Annotated in this window: 18 protein-coding genes; 12 read left to right on the top strand and 6 right to left on the bottom strand. The window is 66.6% G+C overall.

Annotated elements, in window-relative coordinates; all coding sequences use genetic code 11:
• The first annotated feature begins 1 nt into the window (after position 1).
• The 7 genes from uvrC to tpiA all read left to right on the top strand — a co-directional run bounded on the left by uvrC (position 2) and on the right by tpiA (position 8,270).
• Positions 2-2,170, top strand: a complete 2,169-nt coding sequence (uvrC, locus tag MWU77_RS20685; RefSeq protein WP_247274652.1) for an excinuclease ABC subunit UvrC — start codon at positions 2-4, stop codon at positions 2,168-2,170.
• Entirely contained in the window at positions 2,167-3,090 is a 924-nt protein-coding gene (rapZ, locus tag MWU77_RS20680; RefSeq protein WP_169690576.1) for an RNase adapter RapZ, read from the top strand. The genes uvrC and rapZ overlap by 4 nt, the downstream gene beginning before the upstream one ends.
• A complete protein-coding gene (gene yvcK / locus MWU77_RS20675; protein WP_247274651.1) occupies positions 3,087-4,112 on the top strand; it encodes a uridine diphosphate-N-acetylglucosamine-binding protein YvcK in 1,026 nt (341 codons plus the stop codon). Before rapZ ends, yvcK begins: the two co-directional genes overlap by 4 nt.
• Positions 4,109-5,086 (top strand): DNA-binding protein WhiA, encoded by a 978-nt coding sequence (gene whiA, locus MWU77_RS20670; protein WP_206040498.1) that lies wholly within the window; start codon positions 4,109-4,111, stop codon positions 5,084-5,086. The genes yvcK and whiA overlap by 4 nt, the downstream gene beginning before the upstream one ends.
• 140 nt (positions 5,087-5,226) lie before the next feature.
• On the top strand, positions 5,227-6,243 hold the full coding sequence (gene gap, locus MWU77_RS20665) for a type I glyceraldehyde-3-phosphate dehydrogenase (protein ID WP_169690574.1): 1,017 nt from the start codon (positions 5,227-5,229) through the stop codon (positions 6,241-6,243).
• A 28-nt stretch (positions 6,244-6,271) separates the two neighbouring features.
• The gene (gene pgk / locus MWU77_RS20660) at positions 6,272-7,483 is read left to right on the top strand and encodes a phosphoglycerate kinase (protein ID WP_169690573.1); all 1,212 of its coding nucleotides are present in this window, start codon (positions 6,272-6,274) and stop codon (positions 7,481-7,483) included.
• 1 nt (position 7,484) lies between these two features.
• Positions 7,485-8,270 (top strand): triose-phosphate isomerase, encoded by a 786-nt coding sequence (tpiA, locus tag MWU77_RS20655; RefSeq protein ID WP_247274650.1) that lies wholly within the window; start codon positions 7,485-7,487, stop codon positions 8,268-8,270.
• A gap of 79 nt (positions 8,271-8,349) precedes the next feature.
• Here tpiA and MWU77_RS20650 read toward each other — a convergent pair whose 3' ends face one another.
• Positions 8,350-9,261, bottom strand: a complete 912-nt coding sequence (locus MWU77_RS20650) for a tyrosine-protein phosphatase (protein ID WP_247274649.1) — start codon at positions 9,259-9,261, stop codon at positions 8,350-8,352.
• Positions 9,262-9,471: 210 nt separating this feature from the next.
• On the opposite strand from MWU77_RS20650, the gene secG reads away from it, so the two are divergent.
• The 4 genes from secG to MWU77_RS20630 all read left to right on the top strand — a co-directional run bounded on the left by secG (position 9,472) and on the right by MWU77_RS20630 (position 14,220).
• Complete coding sequence (secG, locus tag MWU77_RS20645; protein ID WP_054720914.1) at positions 9,472-9,705, top strand: preprotein translocase subunit SecG; 234 nt, start codon at positions 9,472-9,474, stop codon at positions 9,703-9,705.
• 46 nt (positions 9,706-9,751) lie between these two features.
• Positions 9,752-12,508 (top strand): phosphoenolpyruvate carboxylase, encoded by a 2,757-nt coding sequence (ppc, locus tag MWU77_RS20640; RefSeq protein WP_169690570.1) that lies wholly within the window; start codon positions 9,752-9,754, stop codon positions 12,506-12,508.
• A 104-nt stretch (positions 12,509-12,612) separates the two neighbouring features.
• On the top strand, positions 12,613-12,957 hold the full coding sequence (locus MWU77_RS20635; RefSeq protein ID WP_169690569.1) for a YciI family protein: 345 nt from the start codon (positions 12,613-12,615) through the stop codon (positions 12,955-12,957).
• Positions 12,958-12,960: 3 nt separating this feature from the next.
• Positions 12,961-14,220 (top strand): RNA polymerase sigma factor, encoded by a 1,260-nt coding sequence (locus tag MWU77_RS20630; protein ID WP_247274648.1) that lies wholly within the window; start codon positions 12,961-12,963, stop codon positions 14,218-14,220.
• A gap of 10 nt (positions 14,221-14,230) precedes the next feature.
• Here MWU77_RS20630 and MWU77_RS20625 read toward each other — a convergent pair whose 3' ends face one another.
• Positions 14,231-14,719 (bottom strand): SRPBCC domain-containing protein, encoded by a 489-nt coding sequence (locus tag MWU77_RS20625; protein WP_169690567.1) that lies wholly within the window; start codon positions 14,717-14,719, stop codon positions 14,231-14,233.
• A gap of 291 nt (positions 14,720-15,010) precedes the next feature.
• Positions 15,011-15,202, bottom strand: coding sequence for a hypothetical protein (locus tag MWU77_RS20620; RefSeq protein WP_169690566.1), 192 nt, complete (start codon positions 15,200-15,202; stop codon positions 15,011-15,013).
• 101 nt (positions 15,203-15,303) lie between these two features.
• On the opposite strand from MWU77_RS20620, the gene MWU77_RS20615 reads away from it, so the two are divergent.
• Entirely contained in the window at positions 15,304-16,254 is a 951-nt protein-coding gene (locus MWU77_RS20615) for a GlxA family transcriptional regulator (protein WP_169690565.1), read from the top strand.
• Between the two features lie 13 nt (positions 16,255-16,267).
• On the opposite strand, the gene pgl is transcribed toward MWU77_RS20615, so the two are convergent.
• From pgl to zwf, 3 genes are read right to left on the bottom strand one after another with little or no spacing between them, the layout of a single operon-like run.
• Entirely contained in the window at positions 16,268-17,023 is a 756-nt protein-coding gene (gene pgl / locus MWU77_RS20610; protein ID WP_169690564.1) for a 6-phosphogluconolactonase, read from the bottom strand.
• Positions 17,016-17,936, bottom strand: a complete 921-nt coding sequence (opcA, locus tag MWU77_RS20605) for a glucose-6-phosphate dehydrogenase assembly protein OpcA (RefSeq protein ID WP_169690563.1) — start codon at positions 17,934-17,936, stop codon at positions 17,016-17,018. Before opcA ends, pgl begins: the two co-directional genes overlap by 8 nt.
• Complete coding sequence (zwf, locus tag MWU77_RS20600) at positions 17,921-19,462, bottom strand: glucose-6-phosphate dehydrogenase (RefSeq protein WP_169690562.1); 1,542 nt, start codon at positions 19,460-19,462, stop codon at positions 17,921-17,923. The genes opcA and zwf overlap by 16 nt, the downstream gene beginning before the upstream one ends.
• Positions 19,463-19,464 lie beyond the last annotated feature (2 nt).

Genomic DNA, 19,464 nt, shown 5'->3' with positions numbered 1-19,464 from the left:
CGTGCCCGACCCCTCGACATACCGCCCCGCCCCCGGCACCATCCCCACGGAGCCGGGGGTGTACAGATTCCGCGACCCGCACGGCCGGGTCGTCTACGTCGGCAAGGCCAAGAGCTTGCGCTCGCGTTTGAATTCGTACTTCGCCGACGTCTCCTCATTGCACCCGCGCACCCGGCAGATGGTCACCACCGCAGGCAGCGTCGAGTGGACGGTGGTGCGCACCGAAGTCGAGGCGCTGCAACTCGAGTACAACTGGATCAAGGAATTCGATCCGCGCTTCAACGTGCGGTATCGCGACGACAAGACGTATCCGATGCTGGCCGTGAGCGTGGGGGAGGAGTTCCCGCGACTGTTCGTCTACCGCGGTCCCCGACGAAAAGGTGTGCGTTACTTCGGCCCCTACTCGCATGCGTGGGCGATCCGGGAGACCCTCGACCTGTTGTTGCGGGTGTTCCCCGCCCGTACCTGCTCGACAGGCGTCTTCAAACGACACTCGCAGATCGGGCGGCCGTGCCTGCTCGGTTACATCGACAAGTGCTCGGCTCCCTGTGTCGGTCGGGTCGATGCCGACGAACACCGCCGGATCGTCGACGACTTCTGTGACTTTCTCGCCGGTCGCACCGACCGGCTCGTCCGCGAGGTCGAGAAACGAATGCACGATGCCTCGGAGGAACTCGACTTCGAGCTCGCCGCACGTCTGCGCGACGACCTCGGCGCGCTGCGGAAGGCGCTCGAGAAGCAGGCCGTGGTGCTCGGTGACGGAACGGACGCCGATCTCGTCGCGTTCGCTGGCGACGATCTCGAGGTCGCCGTCCAGGTGTTCCACGTGCGCGGTGGCCGCGTCCGCGGTCAACGTGGCTGGGTTGTGGAGAAGTCCGGCGACGTCGTCGACCGCCCGGCGGACCGTGACGCGCGGCCGTCCGGATCCGACGATGCCGAACGCGACGAAGAATTGTCGCTGCTCGTCGAACAGTTCCTCACCCAGTTCTACGGCGAGGAGGTTGCGGTCACCACCGCCGCCGACAGCGACCGCGCTGCGAGCGCGGTGCCACGTGAAGTCCTGGTTCCGGTGCTGCCACCGGACCCGGACGAGATGAGTCGCTGGTTGTCGGGTCTCCGGGGCGGGCCGGTGCGGCTGCGCGTACCACAGCGCGGCGACAAGAAGGCGCTCGCCGAGACGGTGTTGCGCAACGCGAAGGAAGCGTTGACGCAGCACAAACTGCGGCGGGCCGGCGATTTCACCGCTCGGTCGGCGGCATTACAGGGTATTCAAGAGGCCCTCGACCTCGATTCGGCGCCGCTGCGCATCGAATGCGTCGACATCAGCCATGTACAGGGCACGGATGTCGTTGCATCACTGGTGGTCTTCGAAGACGGGCTTCCGCGCAAATCCGACTATCGGCGCTACGCGATCAAGGAAGCTGCCGGTGAGGGCAGATCCGACGATGTCGGTTCGATCGCCGAGGTCACGCGCCGCCGATTCCTCCGTCACAACCGCGACGTCGCGCACGCCGCGACCGGCGAGGGCGGTGGTGACGGTGGTGACGGTGGTGACGCAGCACCGGAGGCCGCGCTCGACCCGGCCACCGGCAGACCGCGCCGCTTTGCGTACCCACCGAACCTGTATGTGGTGGACGGCGGTGCGCCACAGGTGGCGGCGGCCGCGGAAGTCCTCGATGATCTCGGTATCACCGACGTTGCCGTGATCGGTCTCGCCAAACGCCTCGAGGAAGTGTGGGTGCCCGGAGAGGACGACCCGGTCATTCTGCCGCGCGCGAGCGAGGCGCTGTACCTGCTGCAACGAGTGCGCGACGAGGCACACCGGTTTGCGATCACCTACCACCGCAGCAAACGCTCGCAGCGCATGACGGCGTCCGCGCTCGACGGGATCCGGGGCCTCGGCGACACGCGGCGAAAAGCGCTCGTGATGCATTTCGGGTCGGTCGCGAAACTGCGCCTGGCCACCGTCGAGGAGATCACGGCGGTCCCGGGGATCGGTCGCGCAACCGCGCAGACCGTGCACGACGCCCTCCGTGCCGAGATGGTGAGCGGCGTCTCGACGTCCCTACCCGACTCGACTCCGGAACCCGGTCCGGATGCAGGAGACACGCCGGTGGGCAATGATGACACAGTCGGCGTGTCGGAAATACGAGCGGAGTCGCAGCAATGACGGATGTCGGTAGTGACACCATCGGATCGAGTCGCGACGGTGCCGCACCCCGCGCCGAGGTGATCATCATCACCGGACTGTCCGGGGCCGGGATGAGCACCGCAGCCACCGCGCTCGAAGACCTCGGATGGTTCGTCGCCGACAATCTTCCGCCGCAGTTGGTCATCTCCATGATCGATCTCGCGGTTCGCGCCGAGCCACCGCTCGAACGGTTGGCCATCGTCATGGATGTGCGCAGCCGTCTGTTCACCGGCGATCTCGGTCAGGTCGTCAACGAACTGGCTGCGCGGCCGGTCCAGACCCGTGTGTTGTTCCTCGAGGCGACGGATGCCGTGCTCGTCCGACGGTTCGAGCAGGTCCGTCGCAGTCATCCCTTGCAGTCCGACACCGCCGACCGCACCCTCACCGACGGGATCGCGGCCGAACGCGGACAACTCGCACCGGTGAAGGCAGCGGCCGACCTCGTCGTCGACACGTCCGCGCTGACGGGGCCGGAACTGCGTCGCAAGATCGAAACGGCCTTCGGAGACGCGACTTCCGACACCATTCAGGTGACCGTCGAATCATTCGGTTTCAAGTACGGTCTGCCGATGGACTCCGACCTCGTATGCGATGTGCGCTTCCTCCCGAACCCCCACTGGGTTCCCGACCTGCGTCCACAGACGGGCCGCGATGCTCCGGTGCGCGACTACGTCCTGTCCCACGAGAGCGCACCGGAGTTCCTCGACAGTTACCAGCGGATGCTCGAACTGACGACCGCCGGGTATCGGCGCGAGGGCAAGCGGTACATGACCATCGCGGTGGGTTGTACCGGCGGCAAGCACCGCAGCGTTGCCATGACCGAAGCCCTCGCGGGTCGATTGAGCGGCGAACCCGGACTCGACGTGCACGTGGTGCATCGTGATTTGGGGCGCGAGTGAGTACCTATCTGGGAGATTCTCCGACCGGTCCGGCGATCACGGCACTCGGCGGGGGACACGGCTTGTTCGCGACGCTGCGCGCCGTGCGCCGGCTCACGGACCGGGTCACGGCTGTCGTCACCGTCGCCGATGACGGCGGGTCGTCGGGCCGGCTGCGCGCCGAGCTCGGCGTGATCCCCCCCGGCGACCTGAGGATGGCGCTCGCCGCGATGTCTGCCGCCGATGCCGAGGTGGATATCTGGACGCAGACCGTGCAGCACCGTTTCGGTGGCACCGGCGCCCTTGCCGGGCATTCGGTGGGCAACCTGATCCTCGCGGGCCTGACCGAGGTATTGGGCGACACTGTCGCCGCCCTCGATGCCGTGGGTCGCCTCCTGCAGGTGCGTGGCCGGGTCCTGCCGATGTCACCGATTGCGCTCGACATCGAGGCAGACGTCTCCGGCCTCGAAGCAGACCCGCGGGCGAGCCGATGTATCCGCGGGCAGGTCGCGGTCGCAACCACACCCGGCAAGGTGCGGCGTGTGCGGCTGATCCCGGCCAACCCACCCGCCGGTCCCGAGGCGCTCGATGCGGTGTGCGATGCCGACATGGTGGTGCTCGGGCCGGGCTCGTGGTTCTCGAGCGTCATCCCGCACGTGCTGGTCCCGGACCTCAACGATGCCCTGATCCACACGAACGCCCGTAAGGTGCTGGTGCTCAACCTGGCTGCCGAACCAGGCGAAACCGCCGGGTTCTCCGCCGAACGTCACCTGCACGTTCTGGCACAGCACGCGCCGGACTTCCGCGTCGACAAGGTCGTCGTCGACGAAGCATCGGTACCCGTCGGACGCGAACGTGAGCACCTTCGGCGCGCCGCGACCGGTTTCGGCGCCGAGGTCGACTTCGTCGACGTCGCAGAACCCGGCACCCATCGGCACGACCCTGCCAAGTTGGCGAGGGCGCTCGGACAGTATCTGACCACGCCGCACGGACACAGCAGTTCCGTGGGCGGTGGCGGAAGGGAGATCGTCTCGTGGCAATGACAGCGGAGGTCAAGGACGAGCTGAGCAGGCTCGTCGTCACCCGCACCAGCAATCGCAAGGCCGAGGTGTCCTCATTGCTGCGGTTCGCGGGCGGTCTGCACATCGTCGCGGGACGTGTGGTCGTGGAGGCGGAGGCCGATCTCGGGTCGATCGCGCGGCGGTTGCGCAAGGAGATCTTCGAGCTGTACGGCTATCAGGCGGAGGTACTCGTACTCGGTGCCGGCGGGTTGCGCAAGAGTTCGCGTTACGTGGTGCGGGTCGGCAAGGACGGTGAGGCACTCGCACGGCAGACCGGGCTGCTCGACAACCGCGGTCGGCCGGTGCGGGGGTTGCCCGCGCAGGTGGTCGGCGGCAGCGTGTCCGATGCCGCCGCAGCGTGGCGCGGTGCGTTCCTTGCGCACGGCTCACTGACGGAACCGGGCCGCTCCTCGGCTCTCGAGGTCAGCTGCCCCGGACCGGAGGCAGCGCTCGCCCTGGTGGGTGCTGCCCGTCGTCTCGGGATCACCGCGAAGGCACGTGAGGTCCGCGGTGCCGATCGCGTCGTACTGCGCGACGGTGAGGCAATCGGTGCGCTGCTGACCCACATGGGCGCGCAGGACACCCGGCTGATCTGGGAAGAGCGTCGAATGCGGCGTGAAGTGCGTGCGACCGCCAACCGGCTCGCGAACTTCGACGATGCGAATCTGCGGCGGTCGGCGCGAGCCGCGGTCGCGGCGGCTGCCCGGGTCGAGCGGGCACTGGCCATCCTCGGCGCCGACGTACCGGATCATCTCGCGGCAGCGGGCACGCTGCGGGTGCAGCACCGACAGGCATCGCTCGAGGAACTCGGTCAACTCGCGGACCCGCCGATGACCAAGGACGCTGTCGCCGGTCGGATCAGACGGCTGCTGTCCATGGCCGATCGCCGTGCGAAGGAAATCGGGGTCCCCGACACCGAGTCCGCGGTGACCGCGGAGTTGCTCGAGGAAGCCTAGGGCTTCACTCTGATGTGGTGATTCGTGCCACGCAAGGGCGGATCCCGAGTGGTGAACCACGCACATTAGAGTAGTGGTCACACCAGCAGACTCATCTTGGATTCTGGGCAAACTTAAATTCTGGGCAAAGGAGCTTCACTGTGACTGTCCGCGTAGGCGTGAACGGCTTCGGTCGTATCGGACGTAACTTCTTCCGTGCTGTCGAGGCGCAGAAGGCGCTCGGCACCACGGACATCGAGATCGTCGCGGTCAACGACCTCACCGACAACGACACCCTGGCGACGCTCCTGAAGTACGACTCGATCCTGGGTCGCCTCGACAAGGACGTGCGTGTCGAGGACGACTTCATCGTCGTCGGCGACCAGAAGATCAAGGCTCTGTCCATCAAGGAAGGCCCCGCCGCACTGCCGTGGGGCGATCTCGGTGTCGACGTCGTCGTCGAGTCCACCGGCATCTTCACCGACGCAGCCAAGGCCAAGGGCCATCTCGACGCCGGCGCCAAGAAGGTCATCATCTCCGCGCCCGCCAAGGGCGAGGACCTCACCGTCGTGATGGGCGTCAACGACGACAAGTACGACGGCAGCCAGAACATCATCTCGAACGCCTCGTGCACCACCAACTGCCTCGGCCCGATCGCCAAGGTCCTCGATGACAGCTTCGGCATCGAGAAGGGCCTCATGACGACGGTCCACGCATACACGCAGGACCAGAACCTGCAGGATGCCCCGCACTCGGATCTGCGTCGCGCCCGCGCTGCCGCTCTGAACGTCGTTCCGACCGGTACGGGTGCCGCCAAGGCCATCGGCCTGGTCCTCCCGCAGCTGCTCGGCAAGCTCGACGGCTACGCACTGCGTGTGCCGATCCCCACCGGCTCGGTCACCGACCTCACCGCCAACCTGCGCACCAAGGCGTCCGTCGACGAGATCAACGCCGCGATGAAGGCTGCTGCCGAGGGACCGCTGAAGGGCATCCTGAAGTACAACACCGACCCGATCGTGTCGTCGGACATCGTCACCGACCCGCATTCGTCGATCTTCGACGCGCCGTTGACCAAGGTCATCGACGATCAGGTCAAGATCGTTTCCTGGTACGACAACGAGTGGGGCTACTCGAACCGCCTGGCCGATCTCATCGGTCTCGTCGCCAAGTCGCTCTGACACCCCACACGAACAGGACACCCGAACAGTGGCAGTTCAGACCCTGAAGGATCTGCTCGACGCCGGGGTGGAGGGGCGCGGTGTGCTCGTGCGCTCCGACCTCAACGTCCCCCTGGACGGCGCGACGATCACAGATCCCGGACGTATCCTCGCGTCTGCGCCGACGATCGCAGCACTCGCGGAAGCGGGCGCCAAGGTTGTGGTCACCGCGCACCTCGGTCGCCCCAAAGGCGAGCCGGATCCGAAGTTCTCGCTTGCTCCCGTCGCGGCGAAACTCGGTGAGGTGCTCGGCCGCAACGTCCAGCTCGCCGGCGACGTCGTCGGGCAGGACGCCCTGGCCCGTTCCGAGGGCCTGACCGACGGCGACATCCTCCTGCTGGAGAACATTCGGTTCGACCCGCGTGAGACCAGCAAGGACGAGGCTCAGCGTCAGGCGCTCGCCCGCGAGCTCGTCGAACTCGTCGGGGACGACGGCGCGTTCGTCTCCGATGGCTTCGGTGTGGTGCACCGCGCGCAGGCCTCGGTGTACGACGTGGCAAAGCTGCTTCCGCACTACGCGGGCGGTCTCGTCGCTGCGGAGGTGGAGGTGCTGGCCAAGCTCACCACCGATACCGAACGTCCGTACGCGGTGGTTCTCGGCGGTTCGAAGGTCTCCGACAAACTTGCGGTGATCGAAGCGCTCGCACCGAAGGTGGACACCCTCGTCATCGGCGGTGGAATGTGCTTCACATTCCTTGCTGCACAGGGCATCTCCGTCGGGAACTCCTTGCTCGAGGAGTCGATGATCGACACGTGCAAGAGCCTGCTCGACAGGTTCGCCGACGTCCTCCACATCCCGCAGGACGTGGTGGTGGCCGACAGTTTCTCCGCCGATGCCGAAGCGAAGACCGTTCCCGTCGCCGAGATTCCGGACGGGTGGATGGGTCTGGACATCGGACCGGAGTCGGTGCAGCGTTTCGCGTCGCTGCTGACGGCGGCCCGGACCGTATTCTGGAACGGCCCGATGGGCGTGTTCGAATTCGACAAGTTCGCGGCAGGCACCAGGGGCGTAGCCGAGGCAATCGTCGAAGCCACAGGCAAGGGTGCGTTCAGCGTCGTCGGCGGCGGCGACTCCGCAGCGGCGGTGCGTCAGCTGGGTCTGCCCGACGACGGGTTCTCGCACATCTCGACCGGTGGCGGCGCTTCCCTCGAATACCTCGAGGGCAAGGAACTGCCCGGCATCGCTGTTCTGGAGGCATGAGATGGCACGTAAACCGCTCATCGCGGGCAACTGGAAGATGAACCTCAACCACCTCGAGGCCATCGCACTGGTGCAGAAGATCGCGTTCACCCTCCCCGACAAGTACCTGGAGAAGGTCGATGTCGCGGTCATCCCGCCCTTCACCGACATCCGCTCGGTGCAGACCCTGATCGAAGGCGACAAGATCGGGCTCACCTACGGTGCGCAAGACGTGTCGGCGCAGAGTTCCGGTGCCTACACCGGCGAGATCTCCGGTGCAATGCTCGCCAAACTCGGGTGCACCTACGTGGTCGTCGGCCACTCCGAGCGGCGCACCCTGCACGGCGAGACCGACGAGCTCGTCCGAGACAAGACGAAGGCTGCGCTCGCGCACGGCCTGACCCCGATCGTATGCATCGGTGAAGGTCTCGACGTTCGCGAGGCGGGCAACCACGTCGCCTACAACGTCGAGCAGCTGAAGGGCTCGCTCGCCGGGCTGTCCGCAGACGACATCGCCAAGATCGTCGTCGCGTACGAGCCGGTCTGGGCCATCGGCACGGGCAAGGTGGCCTCGGCCGCCGACGCTCAGGAGGTGTGTGCCGCGGTGCGTGCGACCCTCGCCGAGTTGGCTTCGCCCGAGGTCGCGGCGTCTGTCCGTGTCCTCTACGGGGGTTCCGTCAACGCCAAGAACGTCGGTGAGCTCGTCGCGCAGACCGACGTCGACGGAGGTCTCGTGGGCGGTGCGTCGCTCAAGGCCGACGAGTTCGCGCAGCTTTCTGCGATCGCAGCGGGTGGCCCGCTGCTCTGACAGTGGCGCAGTAGTGACGCCTGTGGGCGTGGGGTCGGTGACGATCCCACGCCCACAGGCATTTTCGTGGCCGGTCGGGTCAGGCGACCAGTTTCGCGGACAGGGCCGCGATCGTCTGAGGGCTCAGGCCCAGGCCGGTGAGCAGGTAATTGTGCACTGTGCCGTAATCCGCTTCGAGCTGGTCGAATCCGGCCTCGAGGAATCCTCGCTCCACCCCCAGCATCGGGGCGTACACGGCGGCCTTCTCGGGTCCACGGGCCTCCGTGGCCGCTGCGAGTGTCGCCTCGATACGTTCGGCCGAGTAGTCGTTGGAGAGCAAGTAGTCGGCGTACACCGTTTCGCGGTCGACTCCGACGAGGGACAGGAGCATCGCAGCGGTCCAGCCCGCCCGATCCTTCCCTTCCGTGCAGTGGAAGAGCTGGGGACCGTCGGTGGTGGCGAACTCGGTGAACATCGTGCCGAGTTCGGCGCGAATCTCCGGGTCCGTCACAAAGGAGCGATTGATGCCTCTCATGAACTCGCGTGCATCGTCAGGCGTCTTCAGGTCCGCGGTCGCACTCAGATCTCCCGACAGCAAAGGATGCCGCACATATGCGGCACCGGTAGGAACCCTGTCGGGCTTGTCTGCGATCTCGGGATCGGTGCGCAGGTCGTACACCGCGGAGATTCCCAGAGTGTCGAGGGCTGCTGCATCTGCATCGCTGGTGGTCAGGGCGTTCGACCGGTAGAACACGCCCGGTTCGACGTGAAGCCCGAATGCGGCCGGGTAGCCGCCGCCGGGCCCGGCCACATCCCGGAAGTTGTCAACTGAGGCGAGGCGGAGCGTCGGGGTTGATGTGTCGTCGTGGCTGTGTCCGGTCGATCCGCTGGGAACGTCGAGCGGGGCCGCGAGTGCGGCGGTGCCGGGTAGCGCGAGGACGCAGGCCAGTGCGAACGCGGCAGCGGAACGTGTGACGCGGTGGTTGGGGCTGGTGCTCTGAAAATTGGACACGCAGATCCTTTCGCTCGGTAGATGACTCCGAGCGAACATAAATCCAAATTTCGAGAATGTGTACTCTCGAAGAGAGAATTGGATTCTTGGAGGGTGTTGCCCGCGGACAGCAACTCTGGTGGCCGTGGGTGCCACGATCCGCGCGAATCCGCTCACCGGGTAAGCTGACGGCCGACGTCACCCACCAGCCGAAGGGCACTGAACACCGACATGGCACTGTTCCTGGACATCCTGCTGATCGCCACCAGCCTCCTGCTGATCCTGTTGGTGCTGCTGCACCGTGCCAAGGGCGGCGGCCTGTCGAGCCTGTTCGGCGGCGGAGTCCAATCGAGCCTGTCCGGTTCGACCGTCGCGGAGAAGAACCTGGACCGGGTGACCCTGTTCGTCGGCATCATCTGGGTCATCTCGATCCTCGGTATCGGGCTGCAGATCAAGTTCAGCTGACGCTGTAGCGCTCGCGGAGCGGCAACCGGCCGCGGATACTGAGCGCATGACCGACACCGCACCGGCTTCGGCCACCGAACCACTCCGCGACGATATCCGACTGCTCGGCGGCATCCTCGGCGCCGTCGTCCGAGAACATGCGGGCGACGAGATCTTCGGTCTTGTCGAAGCAGCACGTGTCGCCAGCTTCCAGATCCGGCGTTCCGAACTGGAACGCTCCGAGCTGGCCGCGCGTCTCGCTGCGGTCCCCACCGCCGATGCCATTCCGGTAGTGCGCGCTTTCAGTCACTTTGCTCTGCTGGCGAACCTTGCCGAGGATCTCCACCGCGAACGTCGCCGCGCCGTCCACGTCCATGCGGGCGACCCAGCGCCGGACAGCTCCCTCGCCGCGACCTATGCCCGGCTCGACGCGGCGCACCTGGATCCGGACACCGTCGCCGATGCCCTCGCCGCCGCGCTTGTTGCTCCCGTCATCACCGCGCATCCGACCGAAACCCGTCGCCGCACCATCTTCGACGTGCAGACTGCCGTCACCGAACTCATGCGCCGCCGCGACATGGCCGCCGACGCGCACGCGCGTGAGCCACTCGACGAAGATCTGCACCGCCAGATCCTGACGCTGTGGCAGACGGCGTTGATCCGGTTGTCGCGGCCACGGATCAGCGACGAGATCGAGAACGGTCTGCGGTACTACGAACTCGCGCTGTTCGATGTCGTCCCCGAGCTCAACACCGAGATCCGCCGCGAACTGCGCCGCCGCTGGCCCAGTGCAGCGATCCTCACCCAGCCCCTGGTGCGCCCCGGGTCGTGGATCGGGGGTGACCGCGACGGCAACCCCAACGTCGACGCCGACGTCGTGGCGACAGCATGCGACAGGGCCAGCGCGACGGCGTTGCGCCACCACCTCGGCGAACTCGCGGCGCTCGAGCGCGAACTGTCGATGTCGGCTCGGATCACTCCGGTCACCGAACAGCTGACGGCGCTCGCGGAGGGTTCCGGCGACAACGACCCTGCCCATTGCGACGAGCCGTACCGCCGAGCGGTCCGCGGCATCCGTCGCCGGCTCTCCACGACCGTGACGCGCCTGCATCCGGGACTCGAACTCGCCGACACCGTCGAGGGTGACCCGGTGGGTTACGGGAGGCCGGCCCAGTTGCTCGCCGATCTCGGAATCCTCGACGTCTCGTTACGCGGCGCGGGCAGCGCGGTGATCGCCGATGACCGCCTGGCCCGGCTCCGCGGGGCTGTCGAGGTGTACGGCTTCCACCTCGCCTCGCTCGACCTGCGCCAGAACTCGGAGGTCCACGAACGCGTCGTGGCCGAGTTGTTCGCCTGGGCAGGGGTGACCGACCGCTACCAGGAGCTCGACGAGAATGCCCGGGTCGCACTGCTCGCCGCAGAACTGCGCGTCCGCCGGCCATTGAGCACGCCCGAGGCGCACCTGACCGAAGAGACCGCCAAAGAACTCGCGATCCTTCGTGCCGCTGCGGCTGCGGTGCGCCGCATCGGTCCCACCGCGATCGAGCACTACATCATCAGCATGTGCACGTCGGTCTCGGACCTGCTCGAAGTGGAGGTGTTGCTCAAGGAAGTCGGGCTGCTCGATCTCGACGCAGGCTATCCACGGTGCACCGTCCAGGTGATACCTCTGTTCGAGACCATCGACGATCTACGTGGGGGAGCGGCGACCCTGACCGCGGCGCTCGCCATCCCGGAGTTCCGCAGCCTCGTCGATGCGCACGACGGCGTGCAGGAAGTGATGCTCGGCTATTCGGACTCGAACAAGGACGGCGGCTATCTCGCCGCGAATTGGGCGCTGTATCGCGCGGAACTGGACCTGGTGGATGCTGCGCGCGCCACCGGAATCCGGCTGCGGCTGTTCCACGGTAGGGGCGGCACTGTGGGCCGCGGCGGCGGCCCGAGCTACGACGCCATCCTCGCGCAACCACCTGGCGCGGTGAACGGGTCACTGCGCTTGACCGAGCAGGGCGAGGTGATCTCCGCGAAGTATCGTGATCCCGCTCTGGCCCGGAGAAATCTGGAGGCGCTCGTCGCCGCCACGCTCGAGTCGACGCTCCTCGATGTCGAAGGTCTCGGAGCCGACGCACCGGCGGCGTACCGGGTCTTCGACGAACTGGCAGATCTCGCTTACCGGGCCTACCGGGATCTGGTGCACGACACGCCTGGTTTCGTCGAGTACTTCACCACTTCGACGCCCGTCGCGGAGATCGGCGATCTGAACATCGGGAGCCGTCCGGCATCTCGTAAACCGACCCGGGCGATAGCCGACCTGCGTGCTATCCCGTGGGTGCTGGCCTGGACGCAGTCGCGTGTGATGCTTCCCGGCTGGTACGGCACGGGCAGTGCCATCACGGAATGGATCGGTGACGATCCCGACCGGCTCGCGACCCTGCAGGACCTTTACCGACGGTGGCCGTTCTTCCGTTCCGTACTGTCGAACATGGCCCAGGTCATGGCCAAATCGGATCTGGGGTTGGCGGCCCGCTACTCGGAACTCGTGGAGGACGAAGGGCTACGCGCGCGGGTGTTCGACCGGATCGTCGCCGAACACGAGAGCACTGTGCAGGCGTACTTGCAGATCACCGGATACGACTCGCTGGTCGCCGACAATCCCGCCCTGGAACGGTCGCTGCACAACCGGTTCCCCTATCTCGAACCGCTGAACCACCTGCAGGTCGAGCTGCTACGGCGATATCGTGGCGGCGAAGACAGCGACGAGGTCAAGCGCGGAATACAGCTGACCATGAACGGCCTCGCCACCGCCTTGCGCAACAGCGGTTGAGATCCCCGAAAGATTTTTTCGCGCGGTATGTCGATTCGGAGCGGGTCCGTTCGTCGTCATCATGTACGGCAACCCGGCCGCACATCCCACATAGGAGATCTGTCGTGAAGTACATGCTGATGATCTACGCGGACACCGCATCCGACATCGAGCCCACCTGCGACTTCGAGGATTGGCAGCAATACGACAAGGAGTTGAAGGAGGCCGGGATCCTTGTTTCCGGGCATGCCCTCGAAGACCTCGTCACCGCCACCTCCGTTCAGGTGGACGCCGAAGGCCGTCGCAGCGTCACCGATGGCCCGTTCGCGGAGAGTCGTGAGGTTCTCGGAGGGTACGACGTCATCGACGTACCCGACCTCGACGTTGCGCTCGACTGGGCGGCACGTTGCCCCGGGTCCCGCGACGGCGGCCGTGTCGTGGTGCGACCCATCGCGGAATTCGGGGCGTAGGTCGTGACCGACCCGGACACCTCCGCAGATTCCGCGCTGCGGATCGAGGCGGTGTTCCGGGAGGAGCACGGCCGGCTGCTTGCGGCGCTCGTCCACCGGTTCGGTGACCTCGACCTCGCCGAGGAAGTGGCGTCCGAAGCCGTCGAGGCCGCCTTGATTCACTGGCCGATGGACGGCGTCCCGGATCGCCCCGGAGCGTGGTTGCTCACCACTGCACGCAGGAGAGCTCTCGATCGTCTCCGCCGTGACCGCGCCTACGCAGAGCGGCTGGCGGTCCTCGCAGTGGAATCCGAGAGATCCGCGCCCCGCTCGGTTCCTGAGGGCGACGACCTGCCCGACGATCGGCTCGAACTCTTCTTCGCATGCGCGCATCCGGCGTTGTCGCCGGACGACCGCATCGCGCTGATCCTGCGCTGCCTCGCCGGACTCGATACCGGCGAGGTTGCGCGGGCGTTCCTCGTCCCGCGCACCACCATGGCTCAGCGGATCGTACGTGCCAAGAACAAGATTCGTGGTGCACGCATCCCGTTCCGGGTGCCGCGACCCGATGAGCTGCCGGAGCGGTTGCCGGTGGTGCTCGGCGCTGTGTATTCGATCTTCACCGAGGGGTATGCGGCGAGCACCGGGGAGTCACTGCAGCGCCTCGACCTGGCGGAAGAAGCGATCCGTCTGGCCCGGATCCTGCGCAAACTGATGCCGTCGGATCGTGAAGTGACCGGGCTTCTTGCCCTGGTCCTGCTCGTGCACGCCCGCCGCGAAGCGCGCACCGATTCGTCGGGCGCGCTGGTGTTGCTCGCCGATCAGGACCGCGCTCGCTGGGACCTCCCGATGATCGACGAAGGTCGGTGTCTGGTCGGTGAGGCATTGACCGGCGGACGTCCCGGCCCCTATGCCGTGCAGGCGGCGATCGCGGCGGTGCACGACGAATCGGAGCGCGCCGACGACACCGACTGGCCGCAGATCGTGGCGCTCTACGACGTGCTGGGCGCCCTGACGCCATCACCGATCGTCGCGGTGAACCGCGCGGTGGCTGTTGCGATGCGCGACGGTCCCGCTGCGGGACTGACTCTGCTCGAGGACCTGGCCGACGAACCGGCCCTTCGGAACCACCACCCGTACGTCGCAGCCCGAGCCGAGTTGCTGCACCGCCTCGGACGTCACGATGAAGCCGCCGACCTGTATCGGCGCGCGCTGGACCTCGCGGGTACCGCGCCTGAACGCCGGTACCTGTCGATGAAGCTCACCGAGATCACGCTGCAGTGAGCTATGAAGACTACCGATACTCGTCGGCGAGATCGGGATATTCGTCCCACCGTGGTAGCCGGGTCCCGAGTACCGCAGCCTCGAGCCGGTCGAGGTAGTACTGCCAGCCGGGACCGATCTCTCCGACCTGCGAGCGGGGCACGTGTCGATGGGAGAATTCGACGGTGGTGACCCGGCCGATCGAGTGCAGCCCCACTTCGAGCAACCATCCGTCGATGTCGACGACGAACCCCGTCGGAGGAGTACATGTCACCACCCGGACATCGGTGGTGCTCGTGTCGTGCTGATCCGACATGGTCAGTCGAATCCATCCTGTTGTGGGGTCACCGGTGTAGGAGCCGTACCAGCGGGAAAGGGACTCGGGATCGGTCATGGCGGTCCACATCTCGCCGAGTGAACACACGACCACGCGCTGATACCCCAGCGTGACCAGGTTCGAGCCGTCCGGGCAATCCTGCTCGGGGCGAACAGCTCCGGGGATGGTCGTCGGGGTGCTCATAGTGGCCCTCCTCTCCCACGTTCTGGGCGTCGTGCTCCACTCATTGTCGCGCAGTGCGCCCACGTTGCGGTGACGTATTCGGCGGGGGAGGGAACCGTTCGGGTCTTCGCCGCGTCGAACTTGACGAGAGGGAAATCACGCGGCCACACGCCGCGGCAACCACGTGAGGAGCCCGCCGCATGGATCCACGCACGACGCGATGCGTACCGACCAGGTCACCACTGAGGGCCCTGCGTGTGGCCCGCGGCCCGCGTTCCCTGACGCAGATGCGTTGCGTTCATGTGGGAGGCGCTACGCCGCAGCAGCGGGCGAGTCAGGACGACCAGGATCGGAACGACCAGGAGGAGTGAGCTGCGGATCGGCGTCCGGTGCTGTGCGGGCCAGGTGTGTCGATGGAATGGGAATACCGTGGTGGATCAGGGTCGCAGCATCCAGTCCGGCGAAGAAGTGATGCAGCGTCGAGATCAACGTGTGGGTCCTCACGGACGAACCTCCTCGGATTCACTACTCGGGCAGTTCGAGCACACCACCGTCGCTGTCGCGGAAACAGTGGCAGTGATGCCATGTATCGGTAAGATCTGGTCATGTCGCACGTGGTGGCGCTTCCGGTGTACGACGGTATGACCTTGCTCGAATACGGGGCGGTGATCGAGGCTCTGGGATTCCGGTGGTCCGAGCTACCCGAACTCGATTACGAACTGCATACCTGCGGGCCGAAGACCGGCGTGACCACGCTCAGCGGTGCGGCGCTCGTCCCTCAGTTCCCGATCGAGGCGATCGCCGACGCCGACACCGTCATCGTGACCGGTGTCAGTGATGTCGACCGCGACCGTTGTGCCGAGTGGGGCGACCTGCTTCGCACCGCTGCTGCGCGTGGCGCCCGGATGGTGTCGGTCTGCACCGGTGCGTTCGCCCTCGCCGAGGCGGGACTGCTCGACGGTCGCCGGGCCACCACCCACTGGCGGCACGAACACCTCATGAGGTCCGAATTCCCGGCCGTCGAGCTGGACATCGCGGCCATCGTCGTGCGCGACGGTAATTTCCTCACCAGCGCGGGCGCATCGGCAGGCCTCGATCTCAGCATCGCGCTCATCCGGGACGATCACGGGCCCGAGCGGGCCAACGACATCGCCAGACGACTCGTGGTGACACCGCATCGTCACGCAGATCAGTCGCAGTTCGTCGACGTCGACCGGATTTCGGTGCGCGACGACCCGACCTTCACGCGCATGCTCGCAGCGGTCGGCGACGACGTCGGCCGCCGATGGACGATTCGGGACCTCGCGCACGAAGCGAACCTGTCGCCGCGCACATTGCACCGGCGATTTCGGGCGTACACGGGGTTTTCGCCCCTGGATTGGATTGTCCGCCAACGTATTCGAGCGGCAATGTCGCTGCTGGAACGCACCGACCGTCCGATCGAGGCGATCGGACGGGCCACCGGATTCGACGCCGCGGAAACCTTCCGATACCACTTCAGGCGGGTTTGCGGGACCAGCCCTCGGGACTACCGTACGAGCTTCCGCGGCGCATAGCGTTGCACGCCGATCAGGACGTCGGAAGATCCGCTCCCGCCGCGGGATCGACGAACCACACCGTCCGGTCGCGGCCCCGTGCGCCCGCCGCCGGAATCTCGTGCGGATCGGCGCCACCGACGGCTGCGGCAACCGCGTCGGCCTTGGCCTCACCGGTGACGAGCAACCACACCTGTCGGGCCCGCTGAATCGCGGGCAACGTCAATGTCACCCGCGCCGGCGGAGGTTTCGGGGAATCGTCGAGACCGACGACGAACCGTGTCTCCTCACGCACCGCATCGGTGTGGGGGAACAACGAATTGATGTGTCCCTCCCCGCCCATGCCGAGCAAATGCACATCGAAGGTGGGGACGGTGTTGTCGGGGGAGTGCTGGGCGAGTACCTCCGCGTAGCGAGCAGCGGACTCCTGGGGTGTGGTGCAGCCGTTCTCGCCGAGCGCCGGCATCGTGTGGACGCGGGACGCGTCGATCGGAACCAGATCGAGCAACGCGGCGCGGGCCTGCACCTCGTTGCGGTCGGGGTGGCCGGGCGGCAGGAAGCGCTCGTCGCCGAAGAACACGTTCACCGCCGACCAATCGATACCGCCTTGATCGCGGCGCACGTGCTCGAGAACCGCGATGCCGGTACCGCCGCCGGTCAGGACAACAGATGCCTGCACGCGCTCGCGTTGCGCGGCGACGATCGCCTCGACGAACTGCGATGCAGCAGCCTTTGCGACCGCATCGGCATCGGCGAACTTCGCGACCTCCACGGGTCCGAACTCAGACATATTCCACCTTCGACAGTTCGGCCAGCGCGGCCTCGTAGATTTCGTCGGGATCGAGACGTCGCAGTTCCTCTGCGAGACATTCGGCAGAGTCGCGGCGGGCCAGGGTGATCAGTGCGTCGGGCTTGTCGGTGCGCTGCAATGTCGCCACCCGCCCGTCCTGCGGGCGATCGAGCACGATCGTCTGGGTTTCGGTGTGTAGTTCGACACGCAGTTCACCCACCGCGCGCTGCACCGGACAATCGAGCCGGCTCGCGAGCCACCCGGCCAGCAGGTCGATCGCGACCTCCCCGTGCAGGCCCGACACTCTCGCCGAGAGCACCTTCTCGTAGGGCGGCTGATCCAACGCGGAAACGAGCAGCGCACGCCAATACGTGATCCGGGCCCATGCGAGGTCGGTGTCGCCGGGTCGGTAGCCCGTGAGGCGCCCCACGATGTCGGCCCGCGGATCGATCGCATTGGTGGCATCGGTGATGCGCCGCACCGCGAGTTTCCCGACCGGATCCAGGGCCGGAACGGCGGGGGCCTGATTCGGCCACCAGGCGACCACCGGTGTGTCCGGAAGCAGGAACGGGACGACCACCGATTCCTGATGATCGCCGAGTTCGCCGTGCAACGCGAGGATCAGCACCTCGGATGCCCCGGCCTCCCCGGCGACCCGGATCTCCGCATCGAGTCGCGGGGGGCCGTCCATGCGTCCCCGGCCGATCACGATGACGCGGCACGGATGTTCTCGGGATGCGTCGGTCGCCGCCGAGATCGACGCTTCGAGGCGTCGCGCGTCGCCCGCACACACGATCAACGTCAGGACGCGACCCTGCGTGACGACACCGCCCGTGCGCCGCAGTTCCACGATCTTCTTGCTGACATCCACCGCGGACGTGTCGCGCAACTGAACTCTCACGGTCGCCTCCATTCGCGGCCGGAGCGGCGCAGCATCTCGTCGGCGGCAGCGGGGCCCCACGTACCCGACTCGTAGCCTTCGGGGCGACCCGACTTCGCCCAGTGCTCGAGCACCGGATCGAGGATCTGCCAGGACAATTCGACCTCCTGGTTCACCGGGAACAATGACGGCTCACCGAGCAGTACGTCGAGCAGCAACCGCTCGTACGCCTCGGGGGACGACACCGTGAACGCCTGGCCGTAGCTGAAGTCCATGTTCACATCCCGGACCTCCATCTCGGAGCCGGGGACCTTCGAGCCGAAACGCATCGTGACGCCTTCATCGGGCTGCACCCGGATGACGAGGGCGTTCTGGCCGAGTTCCTCGGTCATCGTGGTGTCGAACGGCAGATGCGGTGCGCGCTTGAACACCACCGCAATCTCGGTGACACGGCGACCGAGCCGTTTACCCGTGCGGAGGTAGAACGGCACTCCCGCCCACCGGCGAGTATCGACTTCGAGAGTGATCGCGGCGTAGGTCTCCGTCGTCGAGTCGGACGCGAACCCGTCCTCTTCGAGCAGCCCCACCACGGGTTCGCCGCCCTGCCAGCCCGCGGTGTACTGGCCGCGGGCGGTGGTCTCGTCGAGCGGCTCGGCGAGACGGGTCGCCGACAGCACCTTTATTCGCTCGGCGCGCAGCTCGGACGGCGCGAAGCTGACCGGTTCCTCCATGGCGGTGAAAGCGAGCAGCTGAAGCAGATGGTTCTGGATGACGTCGCGGGCCGCGCCGATACCGTCGTAATACCCCGCGCGACCACCGAGGCCGATGTCCTCGGCCATGGTGATCTGCACGTGGTCGACATAGTGCGCGTTCCAGATCGGATCGAACAGCTGGTTCGCGAAACGGAGCGCCAAGATGTTCTGGACCGTTTCCTTGCCCAGATAATGGTCGATTCGGAATACCGAATCCTCGGAGAACACCTCACCGACGACGGAATTGAGCTCGCGGGCGCTTTCCTGGTCGTGTCCGAACGGCTTCTCGATCACCACGCGGCTCCACGCGCCGTTCTCGGGTTCGGCGAGCCCGGAACGGGACAACTGCCCGCACACCACGGGGAACGCGGCCGGCGGGACCGACAGATAGAACGCATGGTTCCCGCCGGTACCGCGTTCACGGTCGAGTTTCTCGAGTGTGGCAGTCAATTCCGCGAAGGCGCTGTCGTCGTCGAAGGAGCCCTGCACGAAGCGGATTCCTTCGGAGAGCCGTTGCCACACCTCTTCGCGGAACGGGGTCCGCGAATGGTCACGGACCGCGGCGTGCACGATCTCACCGAAGTCCTCGTCGGCCCAGTCCCGCCGGGCGAAACCGACCAATGCGAATCCGGGCGGCAACAGACCCCGATTGGCCAGGTCGTAGACCGCGGGCATCAGTTTCCGTCGGGCGAGGTCGCCGGTGACCCCGAAGATCACGAGGGCGCAGGGCCCCGCGATACGAGGAAGACGACGGTCTCTGCCATCCCGCAGCGGGTTGACCCACGCCGCCGCGCCGGATTCGCGCACGC

It is taken from the genome of Rhodococcus sp. F64268, assembly GCF_023015605.1.
Lineage (GTDB): Bacteria > Actinomycetota > Actinomycetes > Mycobacteriales > Mycobacteriaceae > Rhodococcus.
This window is presented reverse-complemented; position numbering and strand designations above follow the sequence as displayed.